Source organism: Dyella sp. KRB-257, from assembly GCF_049445995.1.
GTDB lineage: Bacteria > Pseudomonadota > Gammaproteobacteria > Xanthomonadales > Rhodanobacteraceae > Dyella_A.
Genome location: NZ_JBMSDZ010000005.1, coordinates 138,073 through 159,793 on the forward strand (window position 1 = coordinate 138,073; position 21,721 = coordinate 159,793).

Sequence of the window (21,721 nt, forward strand, 5' to 3'; positions counted from 1 at the left end):
TTGCACTGGAGCTGGCCAGGGGCCACCGCTGGCTGACGATGCTGGAATCAGGAGAGGCGAAATCCTTGAAGGACATCGCCACGCGGGAAGGGATCGATAACAGCTACGTGAGCCGGATGGTCAACCTGACCACGCTGGCACCCGACATCGTGGCGGCCATCCTGGACGACGCATTGCCGAACCACCTCACGCTGTTTGATCTGGCGATTGACCCGCCTACGCTGTGGATGATCAGCGGGAGCGACTGTGTTTGTGACCTCTTGGTTTTAGCTCAAATACCATCGGCCCTGTCTACGTATCAGGCAACGGCCCAGCCGGCATCGTCCATCGCCGCGGCCGCGGCCTCCGGAACCCCAGGCTGCCAGCGGGAAGCATCGAGCCGGCGCCCGGTGACCCCGGACGAGGCGTCCGAGGCCAGCCAAAGCAGCGGTGGCACGACGATGGCGGGATCGAGCAGATGGGCGCGCGCTTCGGCGGGGAGGCCGTCCGGGATCATGCCGGTTGCCGTGGCGCCGCCCGGGAGCAACGCGTTGACCGTCACTCCGGTGCCGTCCAGATCCTGCGCCCAGATGATGGTTTCCGACTCCAGCGCCGCTTTCGACGGGCCGTAGGGCGAGAAGCCGCGCCGGCGCATGGTGGCGTGGTTCATGGTGATGTTGACGATGCGCCCGCGGCCGGCGGCGATCATGCCCGGCACGGCCGCGCGCGCCATCAGGAACGGCCCGTTGACGTTGGTGTCGATCACCAGGCGCCAGACCTCGGGGTCGGTCTGCCAGAAGCGGGTCGGCTCGGTCAGAAAGCGCTCGCTGACGTATTTCATGCCGCGGCCGGCGTTGTTGACCAGCAGGTCGAGCCGGCCCAAGCGCTCCTGCGCCAGCGCCACCACGCGCGCGCAGTCCTGCTCGCGCGTCACATCGGCGATCATCGGGACGATACGGCCGCTGGCATCCTCTGCGGCGACGGCTTCGACTTCGGTCGTTTCACGCGCGGCGGTGGCGATCACCCGCGCGCCCGCCGCGGCGAGACCCAGCACCATCGCGCGGCCGAGCCCGCGCCCGCCGCCGGTGACGATGGCCACCTGGCCCTCGAGCCGCCCTGCGCTCACCGGTTCAGCGCCTGCATCTGCGGCGCGGCGTAGCGCGGGCCTGCGGCGGCACCCGGCGGCAGGATGCGGTCGATGCGGGCGCGATCCTCGGCGCTGATGCGCACCTCGAGCGCGCCGACATTCTCCTCCAACCGGCTGCGCTTCTTGGTCCCCGGGATGGGCACGATGTCCTCGCCCTGCGCCAGCAGCCAGGCCAGCGCGAGCTGGGCCGGCGTGCAGCCCTTCTCCCGCGCCATCGCCTCGATCTCCCGCACCAGGTCGAGGTTCTTCTGGAAATTCTCGCCCTGGAAGCGCGGCGAGTGGCGGCGGTAGTCGTCCTCGGGCAGATCCTCGATGCGGCGGATCTGCCCGGTGAGGAAGCCGCGCCCGAGCGGGCTGTAGGCGACATAGCCGATGCCCAGCTCGCGCACCGTCGGCAGGATTTCCGCCTCCGGCTCGCGGCTCCACAGCGAGTATTCGGTCTGCAGCGCGCTGATCGGGTGCACGGCGTGGGCGCGGCGGATCGTCTGCGGCGCCGCTTCCGACAGCCCGAGGTAGCGGACCTTGCCGGCTTTCACCAGCTCGGCCATGGCGCCCACGGTTGCCTCGATCGGCGTGTTCGGGTCGACGCGGTGCTGGTAGTAGAGGTCGATGTGGTCGACACCGAGGCGCTTGAGCGAAGCCTCGCAGGCTTGCCGCACGTAGGCGGCGTCCCCGCGAATGCCGAGAAACTCGCCTTTCTCGTTGCGGACATTGCCGAACTTGGTGGCCAGCACGACCTGGTGACGGCGGCCCGCGATCGCCTTGCCGACCAGCACCTCGTTGGTGAACGGGCCGTACATGTCGGCGGTGTCGAGGAAGGTGACGCCCAGCTCGATGGCGCGGTGGATCGTCGCCACCGCCTCGGCTTCGTCGCGGCCGGCGTAGAACTCCGACATGCCCATACAGCCCAAGCCGAGAGCGGAGACCTCGAGACCCTCCCGGCCAAGTTTACGCGTGTGCATCTGCAGGTACCTCGCTGTTCGCTTGCTGCCCTTGCATCAGAGCGATTGCAGTATGAAACGAACAGGATGGGGCAGTTCTGGGGTGTTCGCAAGCAAGCAAGCACGCACGAACGCACGAACACGGTCGTTGGACTGCGATACGGAGCCCGCCGCCCGAGCGGCCGTGGGTCTGGTATCCGGACACTGAAAGAGCCTGCCCGTGTGTACTGTGCTTGCACATCTGCATGCCAAAGGGGGATGTAAGTCGGTCTTCTGAATTTCGTGCCCCTGCCAATGCTGCAATCCAACCGCTTAACTCGTCCGCCGTTGATTTGTAGGCGTCGTCACCACGGCCCTTGCGGACTTCGGGCGCATCCGGGGGGGGGAGCGAGACCAGAGAGAAAAATGGGCAGGAGAGTGAGGTAAGCAGCCTGGGCCGGATGCCGAAGTCCGCAGGTTTTCCGCAAGAACCCTCCGAAGAACACGCGGAAGTCGGCGAGATCAGGATCGGGTAGGGGGCCGGGTTGCCCCGGCCGCCCTCCCACACCACCGTACGTGCGGTTCCGCATACGGCGGTTCCTGTCGATCTCCAATGTTCACGCGAACACAGTGACCTTGAGCTTGTTTCGTTCGATGTGTCGCCTGTCGTCTTTCGAACACCTCGATCACCTTCCGGGATGCCGTCCCTTCCAGTCTCGATCGCAGGCCCTCATCGTCCTTGCGGCTTCTGTTCTGAACGCGCAGAGATCACTCCTGACTTGCCACTGTGACAGGTTCTGCCCTTCATCGCTCCGGTCTCAGCGACTACTACGGCGCCTGCTGACTTCTGCCCCTCCATCCCCTCACCTCGCGATGACGATAGCCTTTCGGCAGAGAGGCAGATCTCCCAGGGTAAGACGCGTGACTTTCATGCTTACGCCAGTCGGAAAGCTGGGCGGCATAGAGGCCATTGCGGCGTAGCCAAGCCCCTTGCTCGCCATGGGCCAGGGCGTCAGCTTCGGTCAGCAAGCGCTGTTTCTCAGCCGCGCTGAAGCGGCGGCGGGTACGTTTTTCCAGTCGCGGGTCAGGCGTGATCTCGGCGGCGAGGGGTGAATTGGTGGTCATCGGTGTACTCCAGCAGCGGAGCCCATTTGTTATACCTGATTCCGTGAATCAGGTAACCACGCCGCCGCTACCTTTGGACGTCCATACGTCCAAAGCAAGAAAGTGGCCTGGCCGCGGTCATTTTGACCGGCGAGACTGGGCTCGACGGAGGGGTCGGGGCAGTCAGCGTGGCGGGATGAGGCGATGGAAGGCCGGATTTTCAGCGGCCACGCATGCAGCGTCCTCGCGGTGGAGCGCGCGGCGGGCGGGTGGCGTTGTTCGCGCGTGGTGCCGCTATGCCGGGACGGCGTCGAGCGCCGGCGGCTCGGTGCGCGTCCAGTCGTCGTACAACGCGCGCCATACGACCAGCGCCGGGCAGTGCTGGCCGAAGTTCAGCGCGATGCGACGCGCATGGACAGCCAGCTGCGCCGCCACGCGCATCGTTTCCTGCATGACGGTTTTCAGTCGGCGCCGCTTGGCCGGGTGGCGCAGGGGTGCAGCCTTCGTCAGCAAGGCTTGCTGGCCGATCAGGCGCAGGATGTTGTAGGCCACGGCGGCAAGGCTGAGCACCAGCGTATTGGTGTCGAACTTGCCGCTGGGCAGGCGCTCCAGATCGAGGTCGGTTTTGAACTCGCTGTGGAACTGTTCGTGGGTGCCATGGGCTTCGTACAGCGCGATGATGGCCTCAGCCGGCAGGTCGAGCGTGGTTTCCCAGCCCTCGATGGTGACCTCCGGGAACAGCAGCACGGTGCCATCGGCCTTGCGGGTGCGCTCGGTCAGGCGCAGCACGCGGCGCAAGGCGACCTTGCGGTCGTCCTCCAGCGTGATGACGCGTCCTTCGGTCACCCATGTGGTGGTGCGTTTGCCGGGGCGCGGCATGTCCCACTCTGCGCTCGTGTCGGCGCGCTTGTCAGCGGCACACCCCTCGACATCGAAGCGGCGCGGGTTAGGGTCTTTGACTGCGTAGGCCAGCTGGTGCTCGATGTAATCCGGCCGGAAATGCAGCACTTCGTCCAGCACCGTGCGCGCCATGGCCCGGAAGCCGTGGCCGCTCATCTCATTGGTGGCGTAACCCATGCGGCGCAAGGCGGACAACACCGCGTTGTTGCTCATGGGCCGTTGCGGGCTGCGCGCACTGGGGAAAACGTAACGCCCGCGCCCGCGCCCGGTCAGCGGATGCAGCTCGCGCAGGATCGCCACGGCTTGCGGCGACAGCGGTACAAGGTGCGGCTCGCGCATCTTCATTTTTTCGGCGGGGATGTTCCACTGTGCTTTGTCCAGGTCGAACTCGGCCCACTCGGCTTGCCGTAGTTCGCCCGGTCGCACGAACACCAGCGGGGCCAGCCTTAACGCGCACTTCGTCACCAGCGAGCCGTTATAAGCGTCCATCGCGCGCAGCAGTCCGCCGATGGCGGCCGGCTCGATGATGGCCGCAAGATGGATCTGCTTGACCGGCGGCAATGCGCCGCGCAGATCAGCAGCGGGATTGCGTTCGGCACGTCCGGTGGCGATGGCATAACGCAATACCTGCCCGCAGTTCTGCAACACGCGGTGCGCGGACTCGACCGCGCCACGGTCGACAATGCGATTGACCATCGTCAGCAGTTCCTTTGCCGTGACGTCGGCAATCGGCCGCTTGCCCAGCCACGGGAACACGTCGTTCTCCAATCGCAGCATGATCCGGCTGGCGTGCAACTCCACCCATGTTGCCGACTGCTTCGCGTGCCACTCGCGCGCCACCACTTCAAAGCTGTTCGCCGCGCGTTCCTCGCCGGCAGCTTTCGCGGCCTTGCGCTGCTCGCCCGGATCGACGCCAGCAGCCAGCAACTTGCGCGCCGCGTCGCGCTTGTCGCGAGCATCTTTCAGGCCGGTGTCGGGATAAGTCCCCAGTGACAGCAGCTTTTCCTTACCCCCGGTGCGGTACTTCAAACGCCACCAGCGCGAGCCGTTCGGATTCAGCAGCAGGTACAGGCCACCGCCGTCCGCGAGCTTCTGCGGCTTGTCTGCGGGCTTGGCATTGCGGATGGCGGTATCAGACAGCGGCATGGGGGTAACACCATGCGAGGGCAGGCCTGTTACCCCTGAAGTTACCCCCTGTTACCCCCGAATGGCAATGGACGGGCTTGGACAGCATTGGGCACAAAAAAGGCCGGAACCGTTGCTGTTGCTAGGGTTGCCGGCCTTCGTTGGACTGCGTTGGAGCTTGTAATGGTGGTGGGGTGGAACCCTGCGCCAAACCTATGTAACTCAGCGCCTTAGAGCCGCTGCGAACTCCTGCGGAAAGGTGCGGAATCCAGCCCCTACTGCTGAGAATCCTATCAGTTCTGCCCGTCCGAGGTCACCAGACAAATGCATCGTGCAGGACGCTAGTTCGATTCCCATTTGAGGAATTGAACCCGCGTCCGAAACCAGTCAAGCCAGCCGCACTGGGCGTGCAATCTTCGGTCTTCGAGCTTGGCTGGCGGTCTGGAGGTTGGCCGACTTGGAGAGGATTCGCAGCATCGCCTGGTTGTGATGGTAGTCCCGGAAGGCGTCCGCAACTGCCTTGTCGACGAAGGTGGGCGTCGTCTGCCCGTCAGCCGGGGCGGACACGATTCCGTCTGGGATGTCACCTGACCAGCCCCTGGCTGCCCGAAAGCCACTGACGATGTGCGAGAAGTTGGGCCAAGCATGATCCAGATGGGAGTCGTCGATGCTGACCATCACGCCAGTAAGTTCGCACGCAACCAGCCCATGAGCGTCCCCATGCTCTGCGAAGGCACGCTTCTTGGCCAGAACGAGATCGAGTGCCACAGCCTCCCGGCATGCCCCGTAGAAGTCCTTCGACCGGTCCCCTGGTAGGCCTTTGACGGCCCAGATGTACGAAAAGTCCGTGGCGGACCCGTCCTGGCGGACCACCCAGAATCCGGAGTTGCTCCAGCCGGTCCCGGTATTCAGGCGCCGCTCGAAGTGATCGATCTGGCCGCAACCCTTCGCCGGTTCACCGACCTCGTCAAGAATCGGGTCGTATCGTTCGATGAGCGCCACGAGGTCGGCGTGGTCCTCTGGTTCAGAGATGCGATCCCCGTCCTGGTACCGGTGTAGCAGGGCCTTGTAATGGTCCAGTGCGCTTTTCTGGGTCCGGAAGCTGCGGGTTCCGATCTCGACTGGTTTTGCCATGCCTTCTTCTCCTCACCACTGATTCCAGAGATCAACCGCTGCTTCGACAAGTGCATCACAGTCCGTTTGAGACCAGCAGGTGTGGTAACCATCACGCAGCAAGTAGTACTGTTCGTTCGCGCAAACCAAGTCTGTTTTGCCAGCATCCTGCCGATACCAATTCAAGATGTTGGCCACGCAGTCCTGATAGCTGGTCGTGAACTTCTCGTTTGGTACGTTGTACAGAAAGCCCTCGATGTAGTACGAAGGCGCGATACCAGTTTTGATCAAGCCATCTTCGACCATCCGGCTGCGCATGTTCTTGAGCACGCGCACCATAGGTTTTAGCCACTTCGATGATGCCTGATGCTTTGCCGTCAGATTGGCCGAGTGCTGCTTCGGATAGTTCGCGATTCGCTCGCCGGCGGCGTTGAAGAAGCAGATGCCTTCGACGTACTCAGAGTCGCTCGCTGACCGGAATTTGAAGTAGCGCCGGAATTGCGTCGCGACAATCACGTCTGACTTGCGCCGTGAACCGCTTGCGTCGATGGCAATCGCCTTATCGCCGGCTTTCACGGCCGAGCCGTATTGCCGCTCAAGCACTGACAGCACGTCTCGTTTGAAATCGGTATGGGTGTAAGTCGCGTCGCTGAATGCCTCCTTGTAGACTGACTTTTCGTCATCGGACAAAGATTCGAGATCGCTGTGAAAGCAGTCGTCGAGCCGGATGACGATGTCCACATCGCTCTCGGCGTAAATATTCGTGTCGTTGCCGTACGAGCCTTGAAGGAACACCTTGAAGTTCTTGCTGGCATACGGCGTGGTGCTGGCCTCCAGAACGCTCTTGATCGTGTTGTAGGTGTTACTCGACTGTGTGATCGATCCCTGGTGGGACCACGTTTCGAGCTGCGATTCTGAAATTGGCATCTTCTTTCCCCTGGCTAGATCAAATGCTCGCGAAGTTGCTTCTCCCGCGACGCGAACGACTCCCGTCCTCGCTGAAACAAGATGCCCAGCTTCTTGAGGTCGTGCTCCAGCAGATCGGTCGCCATTTCAGGCGTGACGTAGGAGTCGTTGATACGGATGGTCAGTAAGTCAGGGAACAGAATCTGCCGCAGCTGATCCATCGACTGCGTGTTGATCTCCAGGGTCTTCTGCAGCAACTGGACGCTGACGAGATATTTCTTCGCCAGCCACATCAACAGGCTCGGCTTCGGGTCGGGGTAGATGCCCACGCCGACGCTCACCAGCCGGATGTCCTTGCGATCACTCCGAAGTGCCTGGACCGCATCGGCGATCGCGTACAGGGTCGGGTTGTTTGCGCAGTACCCGCCGTCGATCAGCTCGATGTCCTCACCCATTGAAGTCCTGACGATCGTCCGCTCGAAGAACGGATAGGCTGAGCACGATGCCTTGACGGCGTCTGCGATGCTCACGCCAAAACCCGGGACGAACGTGCCGACTTGGCCGTGCGCCTGCGCGACGCTGCCCTTGAAGATCATTGGGCGCTCGGTCAGCCACTTGGCCGTGACGATCCCGATGTCGGTCTTCACATCACTGAACGTTGCATCGCCGAAGACCTCGCTCGCTAGCTTCTTCAAGGCCTGCGACCTGGCCGGAGCGGTTTTCTGCGACATCACGGTAGGCACGTGCTTGCGGTACAGCTCCAGGATGGAATCGACGCTGTGACCGAGCGCGATCAGTGACGCGATGATCGCGCCCGTACTGGTACCGAAAACCAGATCAAACTTCTGGTGCAGAGGGCACCCGACCATCGCCTCGATTTCCTTGAGTACACCCAGCGTGTAAAAGCCCTTCGCGCCGCCGCCGTCCAGCGTAAGGACACGCAGTAAGGCGGACGCCCCAGGCTCATTTTTCGATTCCATCATTTTCAATATCCTCCCCACCGATCAAGAGCGGACGCAACGCCGATGATCATCGGCTCAGCCCTGAGCATGAGGCCGCTCCATCGTCCTTGGCTTCAGGTGAAGCTGGGTGAAGTTCTGCATGACCTCTGTACCGATCCTCTTGTCGCTGCGCCGCTTGTGGTTATCACAATACGACGCACACACAAATCAAAATAGAGTCATGGACAGATTCTAGAGCAGCTTATATACTTTCCACAATAACCCGTACAAGCATTCGCTAACCCGAACGAGCCAGCCAGGATGTCGAACGAACAGCTTGCAGATCTAACCCAGCCACAACGCGACCGGCTCGCGTTCGTGGAGTTGCGCGTGCGCTTCATTGGGGAGATACGCCGTCAGGACTTGGTCACGCGGTTTGGCATCCAGTCCGCCGCCGCATCCAGGGATCTGGCGCTGTACAAGGAGTTGGCCCCGGGCAACATCGACTACGACCCCAAGGGCAAGTCCTACGTCTTGGGGCCGGACTTCCGGCCCGTATTCGACTTTCCCCCAGAGCGGGTGCTGTCGTGGCTGACCCAGGGCTTTGGCGATGGTGAGCCGATGCGGCTCAAGGCGTGGGTAGCCAGCGAGAGCCCGTCACGGCTCACGCATCCGGATCTGGATGTGCTGGCGAGCGTGACCCGGGCGATCCACCAAGAGTGTCCGCTCGGCATCGAGTACCACTCCATCTCCAGTGGCCGCACCGAGCGGGAGATCGTCCCGTTCGCGCTGATCGACAACGGTCTGCGCTGGCACGTCCGCGCCTTCGACCGGAAGTCGCAGGAGTTCCGGGATTTCGTCATCACCCGGATCAAACGCCCCGTGCTGCTCAAGGGGCAGCCCGTCTCGCCCCACGAGGCCAGCGATCAGGACATTCAGTGGACCCGGATCGTCGAGCTGGAGCTGGTGCCGCACCCGGATCAACCTCGGCCAGAGATCACCGAGATGGACTACGGGATGGTTAAGGGGGCACTGAAGATGAAGCTACGGGCGGCCACCGCCGGATACATCTTGCGGCAGTGGAGCGTGGACTGTTCACCTGACCACAACCTGCGCGGGCACGAGTACCGGCTGTGGCTGAAGGACCACCTAGCTATTTACGGAGTGAAGAACGCCGTTTTGGCTCCTGGCTACCTCTCTCCCGATCAACAACGGATCGACGCCGATGCCGACTGACCACCAGGACTGACCCTAACGTGAACGTAGAGAACAAACACAACAAAAAGCTGGAGCGACTCGGGTTCAGTTATGAGCGCGGCGGCGTCCATACCGCCCGGACGATGATGCTCGCCGAGCTGCGCGCTCTGCTGTCCTTTGTGGACGTGGCCGACGCGACACGGGCCGACTATCTGGAAGCCATCCAGACTGCCAATTGCCTGGGCAAACGCTCGGGCAAGACGCGTACGTTGACCTTCCGGCACCTGGCCGACCTCTACGCGCTCGATCCCAGCTTGTTGGTGTTCCGCGCCCTGCGTTTCTTCTGGCAGCGTGATATGGACGGACAGCCGCTGTTAGCAGCGCTGTGTGCCTACTCGCGTGATCCCATGCTTCGGGCCACGGCTCCCTTTGTCTTGGGCTTCCAGGAAGGGGCAACCGTCACCCGTGAGGCGATGGAGGAGTTCATCGATGCACAAGAGCCGGGGCGCTTCAGCAAGGCCACGCTCAAGTCCACTGCGCAGAACATCAATTCGTCCTGGACCCAATCAGGTCATCTGGCTGGCCGCGTCCGCAAGGTGCGGGCCCGCGCTGTGGCGACGCCAGGTGCGGTGTCGTTTGCGCTGCTTCTTGGCTATGTCAGCGGTCTTCGCGGCGAATCGCTGCTCAAGAGTGATTTCACCCGAATCCTTGACTGCTCCTACGAAAAGACGATTGAGCTGGCCGAGGACGCCTCGCGCCGGGGCTGGATCTCGCTCAAGCGCGTCGGCCAGGTGGTCGAAGTGCTTTTCCCGAACCTGATCACTGCGCAGGAAATGGAGTGGCTCCGTGAGCAGAATTAAGCGATTGACCCAGTCTTACAGCAAGTACGTGGCTGTGCCATGGCGCGATGACGCTGCCGCCGCCCAGCGCGTAATTTTCTGCGTCTACCACGAGACAGAAGAGCTGCGCCTGCGGGCCAAAGTCGACGAGTTCGAGATCGCCACCCGGGCGGCAGGCCATGACTGGGCATTGTTCGACTTGACCAATTCGTTCCCGAATTGGCTGGCGTCCCAGCGGTACGCCAAGAGCTACTTCCAAAAGCCCAATCTGCTGTCCACGCTGCTGCCCAAGTACCTGAGCTACATCGAAGCCGAGTTCGAGACCTTCCTGCAAGACAAGAACGTCGGCGAAGAGTTTGTCGTGGCGCTCCAAGGTGTGGGCACTCTGTTCGGCTTCCTGAAGGTCAAAGAGGTCGTGGACAAGCTCGCTCCCAAAGTGAAGGGCCGTCTGCTGGTGTTCTTCCCTGGCAGCTACGAAGACAACAACTACCGCTTGCTGGATGGGTACGACGGGTGGAACTACCTCGCTGTACCGATCACCGCAGACAAAGAATTCTGACTAAGGGGAAGCACATGCTCAATCGCGACATTTACCAAAAGGACCCGTCGACTCGCAAGCTGGTCAACGAGGGCGTGGCCAGCGTCAACGACGAAAAAACCAACCAGGCACTGTCCGTCCTGCGGTACGAGCTCGAAACATTCGTCTGCGATGGCCAGTACGAAAAGGGCCTTGAGCACATCCTCGACGTCTACCTGAAGAACATCGAACAGGCCGAACAGCCCGCCGTTTGGGTCAGCGGCTTCTATGGCTCGGGCAAATCGCACCTGGTCAAGATGCTGCGGGCCCTCTGGGTCGACAGCGCGTTTGACGACGGCGCTACCGCGCGGGGTATCGCGAACCTGCCACAAGGCGTGAGCGATCAGCTCAAGGAACTCAGCACCCAGGCCAAACGACACGGCGGCTTGCACGCAGCATCTGGCACGCTGGGTTCCAGCTCGCGCGACAAGTCTGTCCGCATGGCCCTGCTGGGCATTTTGTTCAAGTCCGTTGGCCTGCCCGAGCAGTACCCAGTTGCACGCTTTGTCATGTGGCTCCAGCACGAAGGCATTTACGACGCGGTGCGGGGTCATGTTGAGAAGAGCGGCTTTGACTGGAACGAAGAGCTCGACAACTTCTACGTGGCCGAGGGCCTGCACGAGGCCCTGGTCAAGGCCAAGCCCAACCTGTTCACATCGCCAGCATCCTGCGTCGAGACCCTGAACAACCTGTACCCCTATGTGCAGGACGTCTCCAGTGGCGACATGCTCAAGGCCATTCGCCAGGCGCTGACCCGCGACGGCAAGTTCCCTCTCACCCTGGTGGTGCTCGACGAGGTGCAGCAGTACATCGGCGAAGACAGCCAGCGCTCCATTGATGTGCAGGAAGTGGTCGAGGCCTGCTGCAAGAACATCGGCGCCAAGATGCTGTTCATCGGCACCGGCCAAACAGCTGTCACCGGTACCTCCAACCTCAAGAAGCTCGAAGGCCGCTTCACTGTGCGTGTGGAGTTGTCCGACGCTGACGTCGATGCCGTGATCCGTCAGGTCATCCTGGCCAAAAAGCCCGAGGCAAAGGCGCCGGTTGAGCAGGTGATGCAGACCAACTTGGGCGAAATCTCGCGCCACCTGGCCGGCACCACCATCGGCCACCGCGCCGACGACATTCAATTCTTCCCGCAGGACTACCCGATCCTGCCGGTGCGCCGTCGCTTTTGGGAGAACACCCTGCGCGTGCTGGACCAGACCGGCACCGACAGCCAGCTGCGCAACCAGCTCTCCATGATCCACAAGGTCATCCAGACCAATGTGGACGCGCCGGTCGGCAGCGTGGTGCCAGCGGACTATCTGTACTTTGACGCAGCCGACAAGCTGCTGCAGTCGCGCATCCTGCCTCGCAAGGTGCATGAGAAGACCATGGTCTGGGCCAAGGGCACAGACGACCAGCGTCTGATGGCACGGTCCTGCGGCCTGGTTTTTCTCATCAACAAGCTGGCCAGCAGCAACAACGAAATCGGCATTCGTGCCACCGTCGACACCCTGGCCGACCTGTTGGTGGAAGACCTCACCAAAGGCTCCAGCTCGCTGCGCAGCAAGCTCCCGAGCGTGCTCGACAAGTGCGAGCTACTGATGAAGGTCGGTGACGAGTACCGCATCCAAACCGAAGAAAGCGCTGCCTGGAACGATGAGTTCCTCAGCCAGCGCAACAGCCTGGCCAACGAAGCCCACCGCGTGGACGCAGAGCGCGACGATCGCATCCGGCGCCGCTTCGGCGAGATGGTGCGCAAGCTGTCGCTGACCCAAGGCACATCCAAGGTCACGCGCGACATCTTCCCGGTGTTCGATGCCCAATTGCCGGGCGACGCCGCCGAGAAGGTCTGCGTCTGGGTGCGCGATGGCTGGAGCATCGACGAAAACTCTGTGCGTGCCGACGCTCGCCAGGCGGGCAACCAGTCGCCCACCGTGTTCGTGTTCATCCCCAAGCGCTCGGCTGATGACCTGCGGCACTACCTGATCGACTTTAAAGCCGCCAGCGCCACGCTGGACAAGCGCGGCGTGCCCAACACCGCCGAGGGCACCGAGGCCCGCTCGGCCATGGAGACCACCAAGCAGACCGCTGAAGGCAAGATCCGCGAACTGCTGCAAGAGGCCTTCTCTGGCGCCCGTGTTTTCCAAGGCGGTGGCAACGAGATCCTTGGCACCGACCTGCAGGAGATGACGCTGGAGGCCGCCACCAACGCGTTGCAACGACTCTACCCGCAGTTTCACATCGCCGACCACGCCGGTTGGCCCAAGGTCTACGAGAAAGCCCAGAAAGGGGCACCGGACGCACTCAAGAGTGTGGGCGACGACGGCGAGCCCGCCAAGAACCCGGTGTGCAAAGCCATCCTCGCCTTCATTGCCGGCGGCAAGAAGGGCATCGACATCCGCAAGAACTTCGAAGGCGCCACCTACGGCTGGCCGGGGGACGCGGTGGACGGTGGCTTGCAGGTGCTGCTGGTGGCCGGGCTGATCCGCGCCCAGGACGAAAAGGGCCAAACCATCGACCCGAAAGACCTGGAACGCAAGGTCATTGGCAAGACCATGTTCAAGGTCGAATCGGCAACCGTCTCGGCGGCGCAGCGCATCCAGATTCGCAAGGTGCTGCAGAAGGTCGGCCTCACAGCGAAGCAAGGCGAAGAGCTGGCCCACGTGCCGCAGTTCCTGGTCAGCGCGCAAGAGCTGGCCAACCGTGCCGGGGGCGAGGCCCCACGTCCGGCTCGCCCGGAAACGAAGGGGCTGGAGGAAATCCGCCTCACCGCCGGCAACGAGCAGCTGTTGGCCCTCTACAACCAGCGCGACGAACTCAGCGCCGCTATCGACACATGGACGGATCTGGCAGAGCGCATCGACAAGCGCCTGCCGGCTTGGAACACCCTCAAGCGCCTGCTGGCTCAGGCCAATGGGCTGTCGGGGGCTGAGTTCTTGGTGGCACAGGTCACGCACCTGGAGCAGCAGCGCCAGTTGTTGGAGGAACCTGATCCCGTCACGCCGCTGGTGGCCAGCCTCACTCAGTTACTGCGCGACGAGCTGAACCGCCTGCACACCGATTACCAGACCCGCCACAAGAATGGCATGGCGCGCCTGGACGCCGACACCAACTGGCAGCAGCTGGAGCCTGAGCAGCGCAACAGCCTGCTGGCCGCCCAGAAACTCACTCTCACCGACGCACCCAAGGTGCAAGTGGCCAACACCGACGAGGTGCTAGCTACGGTCGATCGTTTGTCGCTGTCTTCGTTCGCCGACCGCGTGGCCGCCATCGATTCGCGCTTTGACGCTGTGCTGGTGGCTGCTGCGGAGTTGATGGAGCCCAAGGCCCAGTTCGTCAAGCTGCCCAGCCGCACCATCAAGACCGACGAAGACATCGATGCCTGGCTGCAGGATGCCAAGCAGACCATCGCACAGGCCCTGAAAAATGGCCCTGTCATCCTTCACTGAGGCCTGATTCCCGATGATGCAAGCACTCAACAAAGACCTGCGCGGTGCGCTGGAGAAGACCGTCAAAGCGGCCCGCTCGGTCGCTGAAGCTGCTGCGCACGCGGCGGTAGACCAACTGGGCGTTGGCCACGACAAGCCGGAAGCGTTTCTGAGCGATGCCGAGAAGGCGCTGCGCAACCGCCTGCGCACCCACGGCAAGCAGCTCGGTGACGCCCGCGACTCGAAGAGCACCAACCCGACCTATGGCAAGCAAGAGGTGCAGCACCTGGCGCAAGAGGTGGCCTACCAGCAGTGGCACCGTATGCTGTTCGCGCGCTTCCTGGCCGACAACAACCTGCTGATGTACGACGGCGTGGCCGTCACCATCGAAGAGTGCGATGAGTTGGCCCCCGACGAAGGTGCCAAGAGTGGCTGGGAGCTGGCGGGCAAGCTGGCCGCCCGCATGCTGCCGCAGGTGTTCAAGCCCGGCTCACCAGTGTTCGAGCTGACCTTTGCGCCCGAGCACCAGAGCGAGCTGGAACGCTTGCTCAAGGACCTGCCCGACGCGGTGTTCAAGGCCAGCGACAGCCTGGGCTGGGTGTACCAGTTCTGGCAGACCGACAACAAGGACCGCATCAACAAGTCGGAGGTGAAGATCGGCGCAGACGAGCTGCCCGCCGTCACCCAGCTCTTCACCGAGCCGTACATGGTGGCCTTCTTACTGCACAACTCGCTCGGCGCCTGGTGGGCCACCCGGCATCCGGGCAAGCCATGTCCGGTCAACCTCGACTACTTCCGCACCCTGGAAGACGGCACGCCGGCAGCAGGAAAATTTGAAGGCTGGCCTGAGTCTCTAGCGGACTTCAAAATGCTGGACCCGTGCTGCGGTTCGGGTCACTTTCTGGTGGCCGCCTTCCTGATGCTGGTGCCAATGCGCATGGCAGCGGAGGGCCTGACCACTAAGGAAGCGGTAAATCGCGTCCTGGCCGAGAACATCCATGGGCTGGAGCTGGACCAGCGCTGCGTAGAGATCGCCGTATTTGCGGTGGCCTTGGAAGCCTGGCGCTATCCGGATGCATCCGGTAAGCCGCTTGGAGTGCGGGAGATTCCGCCGCCCAAGATCGCTTGTTGCGGCCTTAAGGTCGCGGCAAAGGCGCAGGACTGGGAGGCACTGGTGCCTGACGAAGCACCCAATGCGGAGTACGTCCGGCAGGAGTTGCGACAGCTTCACGCGAGCTTCGCCCGGGCGCCACTGCTGGGTAGTTTGCTTGATCCCTCGCGCAGTCTGAAGAACGACTTGGCGACCTCAAGCCACGAGACTCTCACTGCGCTGTTGGATAGAGCGTTGGCAACCGAGCGACAGACCGGCTCGACCAGTGACCTTCACGAACGTTGGGAGTTGGCTCTTAGCGCACAAGGCCTTCTGGAATCAGCTCGGTTATTGAGCGCCAAATATCACCTCGTAGCTACAAACGTTCCCTACAGAAGTAGCAATGATCTCGATCCGGTGCTCAACGAGTATTTCATCAAGAATTACCCGGAAGCACGAACCGCGATTGAGACCGTATTTCTGCTCAGATGCCTGGAGCTGTGCACCGATGGGGGAACATCCTGTCTCGTCCTACCACAAGATTGGCTATTCAAAACCTCCTATGAGGAAATGCGAAAGGGGTTGCTCACTGAAAAGGTATGGGGATTCATTGCTCTCCTGGGGCCAAAAGCTTTCCAGACGCCAATGTGGGACTTCAATGTCCAGATGCTGATCGTAAGCAACCCTTCCAAGGATGGAGGCGAGGCGAATATCGCATCAAATCAAATATGCGGCATTGACGTTAGCTCATTTAGGAGTTCAGAAGAAAAGTCTCTGCGAGTGCAAACCCAGGAAGTTCAGTGCATATCACAGACTGAGCAATTAAAGAATCCAGATACTCGTGTGTCACTTCAGACGCTGGCGGCTGGAACATTGCTAGGCAAGTTCGCCAAATCTGTGCAAGGAATTAAATCCGGGGATGACGGGCGCGTAAGCAGGCTCTTCTGGGAACTGGCTAAATTAAAGCCGAACTGGACCTACTATCAGAGCACTGTTCCAAGTTCTGAACAATTCGGCGGCCTTGAAGGTGTGATCTTCTGGGGTGACGACGGTCAAGGTCTCGCTAGGCGGCAAGGCAATAGAGCCTGGGGCATTAAAGGGCTGGCCGTAAGTCAGATGGCATCTCTGCCGAGTGCCATCTACTTAGGCGAGAAGTTCGATAGCAATATGACCGCAATTGTGCCGATCAATGAGGATCATTTTCTTCCTCTGCTTGCATACGGCCTTTCTGGCGAACTCTCCAAGGAAGTTCGCAAGATCGACGCATCCTTAAAGCCAACTAATGGCTCTTTTGAGAAGATCCCATTTGACCTGAAGCATTGGCAATCCATTGCAAGCGATCAATTTAGGACCGGGGCGCCAAAGCCTTTTTCGAACAATCCGACGCAGTGGATTTTTCACGGTCACCCGAAGTCAGCAACCGATCCACTGCAAGTAGCTGTTGCCCGATTGCTCGGTTATCAATGGCCATCTGAAATTGATGCAAAGATGGAGTTGTCAGATGAGGCGCGTACGTGGATTGCTCGCAGCAAAGCACTTACGAGTCATGCCGATAAGGATGGCATCGTATGCATTCCCCCCGTAGGGAGAGAGTCATCGGCGAGCGACCGACTTCTCAACCTGTTGGCCGACGCCTACGAAACCGAGTGGAGCAACGACGTACTGGCTCAGTTGTTGACCTCAGCCGATCACGCTGGCAAGTCGCTCGAAACATGGCTGCGCGACAGGTTCTTCATCCAGCATTGCGCGCTTTTCGGCAACCGGCCATTCGTGTGGCACATCTGGGATGGTCTGCGCGACGGCTTCGCCGCATTAGTGAACTACCACAAGCTTGACTACAAGGCGCTGGAGGCGCTGATTTACACCTATCTGGGTGACTGGATCAGCCGCCAGAAGCGCGATGCCGAGAGCGGCGTCGATGGCGCTCAGGAAAAGCTGGCCGCCGCTGAGGCGCTAAAGAAGCGCCTGGAGTTGATCCTGGCCGGTGAGGCGCCCTACGACATTTTCGTCCGCTGGAAGCCGATCGAGGAGCAACCCATCGGCTGGAACCCCGATCTCAACGACGGGGTCCGCTTGAACATCCGTCCCTTCCTTTCGGTGCCGGACGTAGGCAAGCGCGGCGCAGGTGTGCTGCGCGACAAACCGAAAAGCCTCCATTGGGAAAAGGACCGTGGCAGTGATGTGCCGTCCGCACCTTGGTACGAGCTTGGCCTGCAGTACGGCGGCAAGGTGGGCGACCGCATCAACGACCACCACTTGAGTTTGGCCGACAAGCGCAAGGCGCGGGAGAAGGCCAAATGATCAAGTCGGTCAACAACTACCCGGTCTCGCAGCTCTTCGACATCGAAGCGGGCGTGGTCTATGCGATCCCGCGCTACCAGCGCGAATACACCTGGAAGATGGACCAATGGGAGTCGCTCTTCGATGACGTTGAAGAGAACGACCCCGGGTACTTCCTGGGTTCGATCATCTGCATCAACCAGACCACCGACACCCTGGCGGTGCAGCGGCTGGAGGTGGTGGACGGCCAGCAGCGGCTGACGACGCTGTCGCTGCTGTTCGCGGCGCTGTACCAGTCGCTGAAGCGGCACGAGAAGGACCTGGATGACGATCAGCGCGTGGAGCTGATCAACCTCAAGCGCAAGCTCGTGCTGAAGAAGGGAGACGACCAGTTGCGCGTCATCCCGCAAATTCAGAACAACAATCAGAACGACTACCGCGCCGTCTTGTCCGACGTGGGCGTGATCAGCCCGTTCGATACGCCAGCCTACGCGGGCAACCGCAAGATCTTCCGCGCCTTCCGGTACTTCCAGGGTCGCATCGAAGAGATGGTGCAGGGCGAGAACGATCGCCTGGCGTCGATCATGGCCTTCCTCGACAAGGTGAGTCAGGCCTGCCTGGTGAAGATCGAGGTGGCCAGCCACGCCGACGCCTACACGCTGTTCGAGTCGCTCAATAACCGGGGCATGCCGCTCACGGCCATCGACCTGATCAAGAACAAGCTGCTGGCACGGCTGGAGACCACCGAGCCCGGCAAGGTGGACCACTACTTCGACGTCTGGAACAAGCTGCTGGGGTATCTGGGCGACGATTACAGCGTCCAGGAGCGATTCTTCCGGCACTACTACAACGCATTCAAAGACCCGCTGAACGTACCGTTCCGCAAGGACGAGGACAAGAAGAAGGACCCCCTGGGCCCGGTGGCCACAAGGTCCAACCTGATCCAGATCTACGAGAAGCTGATCAACCAGGACGCCAAGCACCACCTGCAGGCCATCCGTTCCGCCGGCCAGCTGTATGCACTGATGCTGGCCCGGAACACCGACGAGGCCTGGGCTCCGCTGGACAAGCCGCTGAAGGACCTGGACCTCATTCAGGGCGCCCCGTCTTACCTGTTGATGCTGTACCTGCTGGTGCGTCGTGAGGCGCTGGGCATCGACGTGGCGCAGCTGGAAGACATCGCGCGGCTGCTGGTTTGCTTCTTCGTTCGACGCAACCTCACCGATACGCCGCCCACCCGTGACCTGACGCGCCTCTTCATGGCCACCATCGACAAGGTGGCAGAGCTGTCGGGTGCCGCCGTGGTGACGACGATTCGCGACGAGCTGCTGGCGGTGTCAGCCAGCGACGAGACTTTCCGCAGCAAGCTGGAAGGCGCCATCTACGAGGAGAACGCCGGGGTCACCCGGTTTGTGCTGTGCGCCTTGGCCGAGCAGAGCATGACCAAGGAGACCTGGGTCGATCTGTGGAAGTACGAAGGCAAGCTCTTCGTGTGGACTATCGAGCACATCTTCCCGCAGGGCGACAACATCCCCGCGTCGTGGGTGACGATGATCGCGGGCGGAGACGAGAAGAAGGCCAAAGCCATTCAGGAAACGCATGTCCACAAGCTGGGCAACCTGACGATCTCCGGCTTCAACAGCGCGCTGGGTAACAAGAGCTTCCAAGAGAAGCGCGACCGCACCGACAGCAAGGGCCGTGAGGTGGGCTACAAGAACGGACTCAAGCTCAACGCCGAATTGGCAACGGCCGAGGCGTGGAGCGTGGCGCAGATCGACGCGCGGACCGCCACGCTGGTTGACCAAGTGATGAGCCTCTTCGCCATGACGGAGGGCCAGCCATGCGCGTGATCGAACATCTGGTCAAGACTCTGCGCGACTCGGCGATCTTCAACCCCGAGGTTCAAGTTGCGCCCTCGTGCATCCTGTGGCCCGACAAAGATCGCCAGTGGGAGGCTGTGATCCCGCGCCTGCAGAGCGAACTGGCCGAACTGCTGGTGCTGGGCGACTACACGCCCGAGAACCGCACGGGGCCGGCCATCTGGCTGCGCTGCGTGATTGCGGACAAGGCGCCCGATGTCACCCTGCCAGCCGACCAGGTGCCGGTGTTCTACCTGCCTGGCGTGAGCCGCCAGGACCTGCGGGCGATCGAAGACTGCCCGGACCTCTTGAAGCCCTTGGCCGAGCTGCAGTATCGGGGCGTCATCTGGTCGCAGGCGAACGCCAAGGACTGGACCATCATGGCCTTCCTGAAGTCCGACCAAGGTGGCATGGGTTTGGATGTGGCCCAGGACAACGATGCCAAGAACGCCATGCAACTGGCGCTGTACCGGCTGCTGGATGAAGAGCTTGAACTGCTCAAGGGCAAGCGGCTGGACAAAGACTACTTCAACACCTTGCTGACCGGCGGCGACCCGGTGCGCGACCTGCTGCAGTGGCTGGATCTGGGCGACGCGTTCCAGACGACGCGCGGTGCCAACGAATGGAGGGCGTTTGTAGAGGTATGCAAGTCACAGCTGGCGTTCAACCCCCAGGCCGATGGCGTACTGGCCGGTGCCAGCAAGTTGGCGACGCGCGAGGGACCCTGGCATTCAGTGTGGGAACGGTACAGCGAAGCACCGAAGCGTTACCCCAACATCCCGACCCGAATCCGCCAGTGCAAGCCGCCCGACCTGGGCATCTTCGACACGCCCGCAGAAAAGCTCAGCGGTTGGCCGCAATGGAACGAAGAGCAGGAGAAGTCGCTCCAGCATGAACTGCTGGGTTTGAGCCACCTGCCTGCGCACGAAGCCAGGAAGCGGTTGCTGGAACTGGAGAAGGCCCATGCGCTACGCCGTGAGCTGGTATGGGCCGAGTTGGGTGAATCGCCACTGGCGCTGGCCGCTAAGCACCTGGCAGTAGTTGCGGAGGTGACCAAGACAGCCTTGGCAGCCGGCTCGGTTGCGGACTTGCAGGCCGGGTATGCCACGCAGGGCTGGCGCGCCGACGATGCGGTGCTGTCAGCGCTGGCGTGTGTTGACAAGGCGGACGAAGTTGATGCGGTGACAGCCGCCATTCGCGCGATCTATCTGCCCTGGCTGGAGGAGTCTGCGCGCTACCTGCAAAAGCTGGTCGATGGATCGAGTTACCCCGGTGGAACGATCGCCAGCGCCAAGGCCTTCGCCGCCTCCAAGGGCGAGTGCGTGCTGTTCGTGGATGGCCTGCGCTTTGACGCGGCTCGCCGTCTCTCGGCAGCCCTTGAGACACGCGGTTGCCAGGTAGCGGAAGCCATGAGCTGGACGGCGCTGCCCAGCGTGACCGCGACCGGCAAGGCGGCTGCTTCGCCAGTGCGGACCAAGATCAGCGGCACCGACGACTGCGATGACTTCGAACCTTGCGTCGCTGCCACCGGCCAGTCCCTCAAGGGCGGCTACCACTTGAAGAAGCTGCTGAACGACAACCACTGGAAGGTGCTGGACCGTACCGAGAACGGTGACGGCCAGGGCAACGCGTGGTGCGAATTCGGCGATATCGATAGCGAGGGGCATGCGCGCGGCTGGAAGCTGGCCAAGCACATCGACCCGCTTCTTGCTGAGATTGCAGAACGCATCGGCGCCTTGTTGGCTGCCGGTTGGAACAGCGTTAGGGTGGTGACCGACCACGGCTGGCTCCTCATGCCGGGCAAGTTACCCACGATTCAAATGTCCAAGGACCTCACCGACAACAAATGGGGGCGCTGCGCCTCGATCAAGCCCGGCGCTTCCACCGGTGAGCGCTTGTACCCCTGGTTCTGGAACCCCCATCAGCAGTTCGCACTGGCCGACGGCGTGAGCTGCTATGGCAAATCCGTGGACTACAACCACGGCGGGTTGAGCCTGCAAGAGTGCCTGACCTTGGATCTGGTGGTGACTCGGAGCGGGAGCGCTTCGGCCAAGCAGGTGGCCGAGGTCACCGACATCGCCTGGAAGGGTTTGCGCTGCACGGTGGCCGTGGACGGCCAGTACGCGAATCTGTCCCTGGACATTCGCACCCAGGCGGGCGACCCGGCTTCCAGCGTGGTCGTGAGCGTGAAGCCGCTCAAGGACAACGGCACCGCATCGGTGGTTGTTGAAAACGAAGAACTGCAAGGCCGTGCGGCGTTTCTGGTCCTGCTCAGTGCGACCGGCGAGCTGGTGGCCGAAGCAAACACCGTGATCGGCGGAGGATGAC

General features: G+C 61.9%; 14 protein-coding genes. 7 read left to right on the plus strand and 7 right to left on the minus strand.

The annotated features are described in order from the left end of the window. Positions 1-298: 298 nt before the first annotated feature. The 7 genes from ACO2Q2_RS05615 to ACO2Q2_RS05645 all read right to left on the minus strand — a co-directional run bounded on the left by ACO2Q2_RS05615 (position 299) and on the right by ACO2Q2_RS05645 (position 8,177). Positions 299-1,105, minus strand: coding sequence for an SDR family NAD(P)-dependent oxidoreductase (locus ACO2Q2_RS05615; protein WP_423254797.1), 807 nt, complete (start codon positions 1,103-1,105; stop codon positions 299-301). Then, complete coding sequence (locus ACO2Q2_RS05620) at positions 1,102-2,088, minus strand: aldo/keto reductase (RefSeq protein WP_423254798.1); 987 nt, start codon at positions 2,086-2,088, stop codon at positions 1,102-1,104. The genes ACO2Q2_RS05615 and ACO2Q2_RS05620 overlap by 4 nt, the downstream gene beginning before the upstream one ends. Positions 2,089-2,874: 786 nt before the next feature. Next, positions 2,875-3,171 (minus strand): hypothetical protein, encoded by a 297-nt coding sequence (locus tag ACO2Q2_RS05625; protein WP_423254799.1) that lies wholly within the window; start codon positions 3,169-3,171, stop codon positions 2,875-2,877. Between the two features lie 273 nt (positions 3,172-3,444). Further along, entirely contained in the window at positions 3,445-5,196 is a 1,752-nt protein-coding gene (locus ACO2Q2_RS05630; RefSeq protein ID WP_423254800.1) for a phage integrase central domain-containing protein, read from the minus strand. 366 nt (positions 5,197-5,562) lie between these two features. Then, positions 5,563-6,309: a DCL family protein gene (locus ACO2Q2_RS05635; RefSeq protein ID WP_423254801.1), complete on the minus strand. Its 747-nt coding sequence runs from the start codon at positions 6,307-6,309 to the stop codon at positions 5,563-5,565. 12 nt (positions 6,310-6,321) lie between these two features. Then, complete coding sequence (locus ACO2Q2_RS05640) at positions 6,322-7,215, minus strand: nucleotidyltransferase domain-containing protein (RefSeq protein WP_423254802.1); 894 nt, start codon at positions 7,213-7,215, stop codon at positions 6,322-6,324. 14 nt (positions 7,216-7,229) lie between these two features. Next, positions 7,230-8,177 carry a patatin-like phospholipase family protein gene (locus ACO2Q2_RS05645; protein WP_423254803.1) on the minus strand — a complete coding sequence of 316 codons (948 nt, stop codon included), beginning with the start codon at positions 8,175-8,177 and terminating at the stop codon, positions 7,230-7,232. Positions 8,178-8,456: 279 nt separating this feature from the next. Between ACO2Q2_RS05645 and ACO2Q2_RS05650 the strand changes: the two genes are divergently transcribed. The 7 genes from ACO2Q2_RS05650 to pglZ are packed head-to-tail and all read left to right on the plus strand — an operon-like array spanning position 8,457 to position 21,720. Then, complete coding sequence (locus ACO2Q2_RS05650; RefSeq protein WP_423254804.1) at positions 8,457-9,371, plus strand: transcriptional regulator; 915 nt, start codon at positions 8,457-8,459, stop codon at positions 9,369-9,371. Positions 9,372-9,391: 20 nt separating this feature from the next. After that, positions 9,392-10,192, plus strand: coding sequence for a hypothetical protein (locus ACO2Q2_RS05655; protein ID WP_423254805.1), 801 nt, complete (start codon positions 9,392-9,394; stop codon positions 10,190-10,192). Continuing rightward, positions 10,179-10,730 (plus strand): BREX protein BrxB domain-containing protein, encoded by a 552-nt coding sequence (locus tag ACO2Q2_RS05660; protein ID WP_423254806.1) that lies wholly within the window; start codon positions 10,179-10,181, stop codon positions 10,728-10,730. The genes ACO2Q2_RS05655 and ACO2Q2_RS05660 overlap by 14 nt, the downstream gene beginning before the upstream one ends. Before the next feature lie 14 nt (positions 10,731-10,744). Then, entirely contained in the window at positions 10,745-14,185 is a 3,441-nt protein-coding gene (gene brxC, locus ACO2Q2_RS05665) for a BREX system P-loop protein BrxC (protein ID WP_423254807.1), read from the plus strand. Positions 14,186-14,198: 13 nt separating this feature from the next. Further along, entirely contained in the window at positions 14,199-17,555 is a 3,357-nt protein-coding gene (locus ACO2Q2_RS05670) for an Eco57I restriction-modification methylase domain-containing protein (protein WP_423254808.1), read from the plus strand. Then, the gene (locus ACO2Q2_RS05675) at positions 17,552-19,384 is read left to right on the plus strand and encodes a DUF262 domain-containing protein (RefSeq protein WP_423254809.1); all 1,833 of its coding nucleotides are present in this window, start codon (positions 17,552-17,554) and stop codon (positions 19,382-19,384) included. The genes ACO2Q2_RS05670 and ACO2Q2_RS05675 overlap by 4 nt, the downstream gene beginning before the upstream one ends. Next, the gene (gene pglZ, locus ACO2Q2_RS05680) at positions 19,375-21,720 is read left to right on the plus strand and encodes a BREX-1 system phosphatase PglZ type B (RefSeq protein ID WP_423254810.1); all 2,346 of its coding nucleotides are present in this window, start codon (positions 19,375-19,377) and stop codon (positions 21,718-21,720) included. Before ACO2Q2_RS05675 ends, pglZ begins: the two co-directional genes overlap by 10 nt. Position 21,721: the final 1 nt, after the last annotated feature.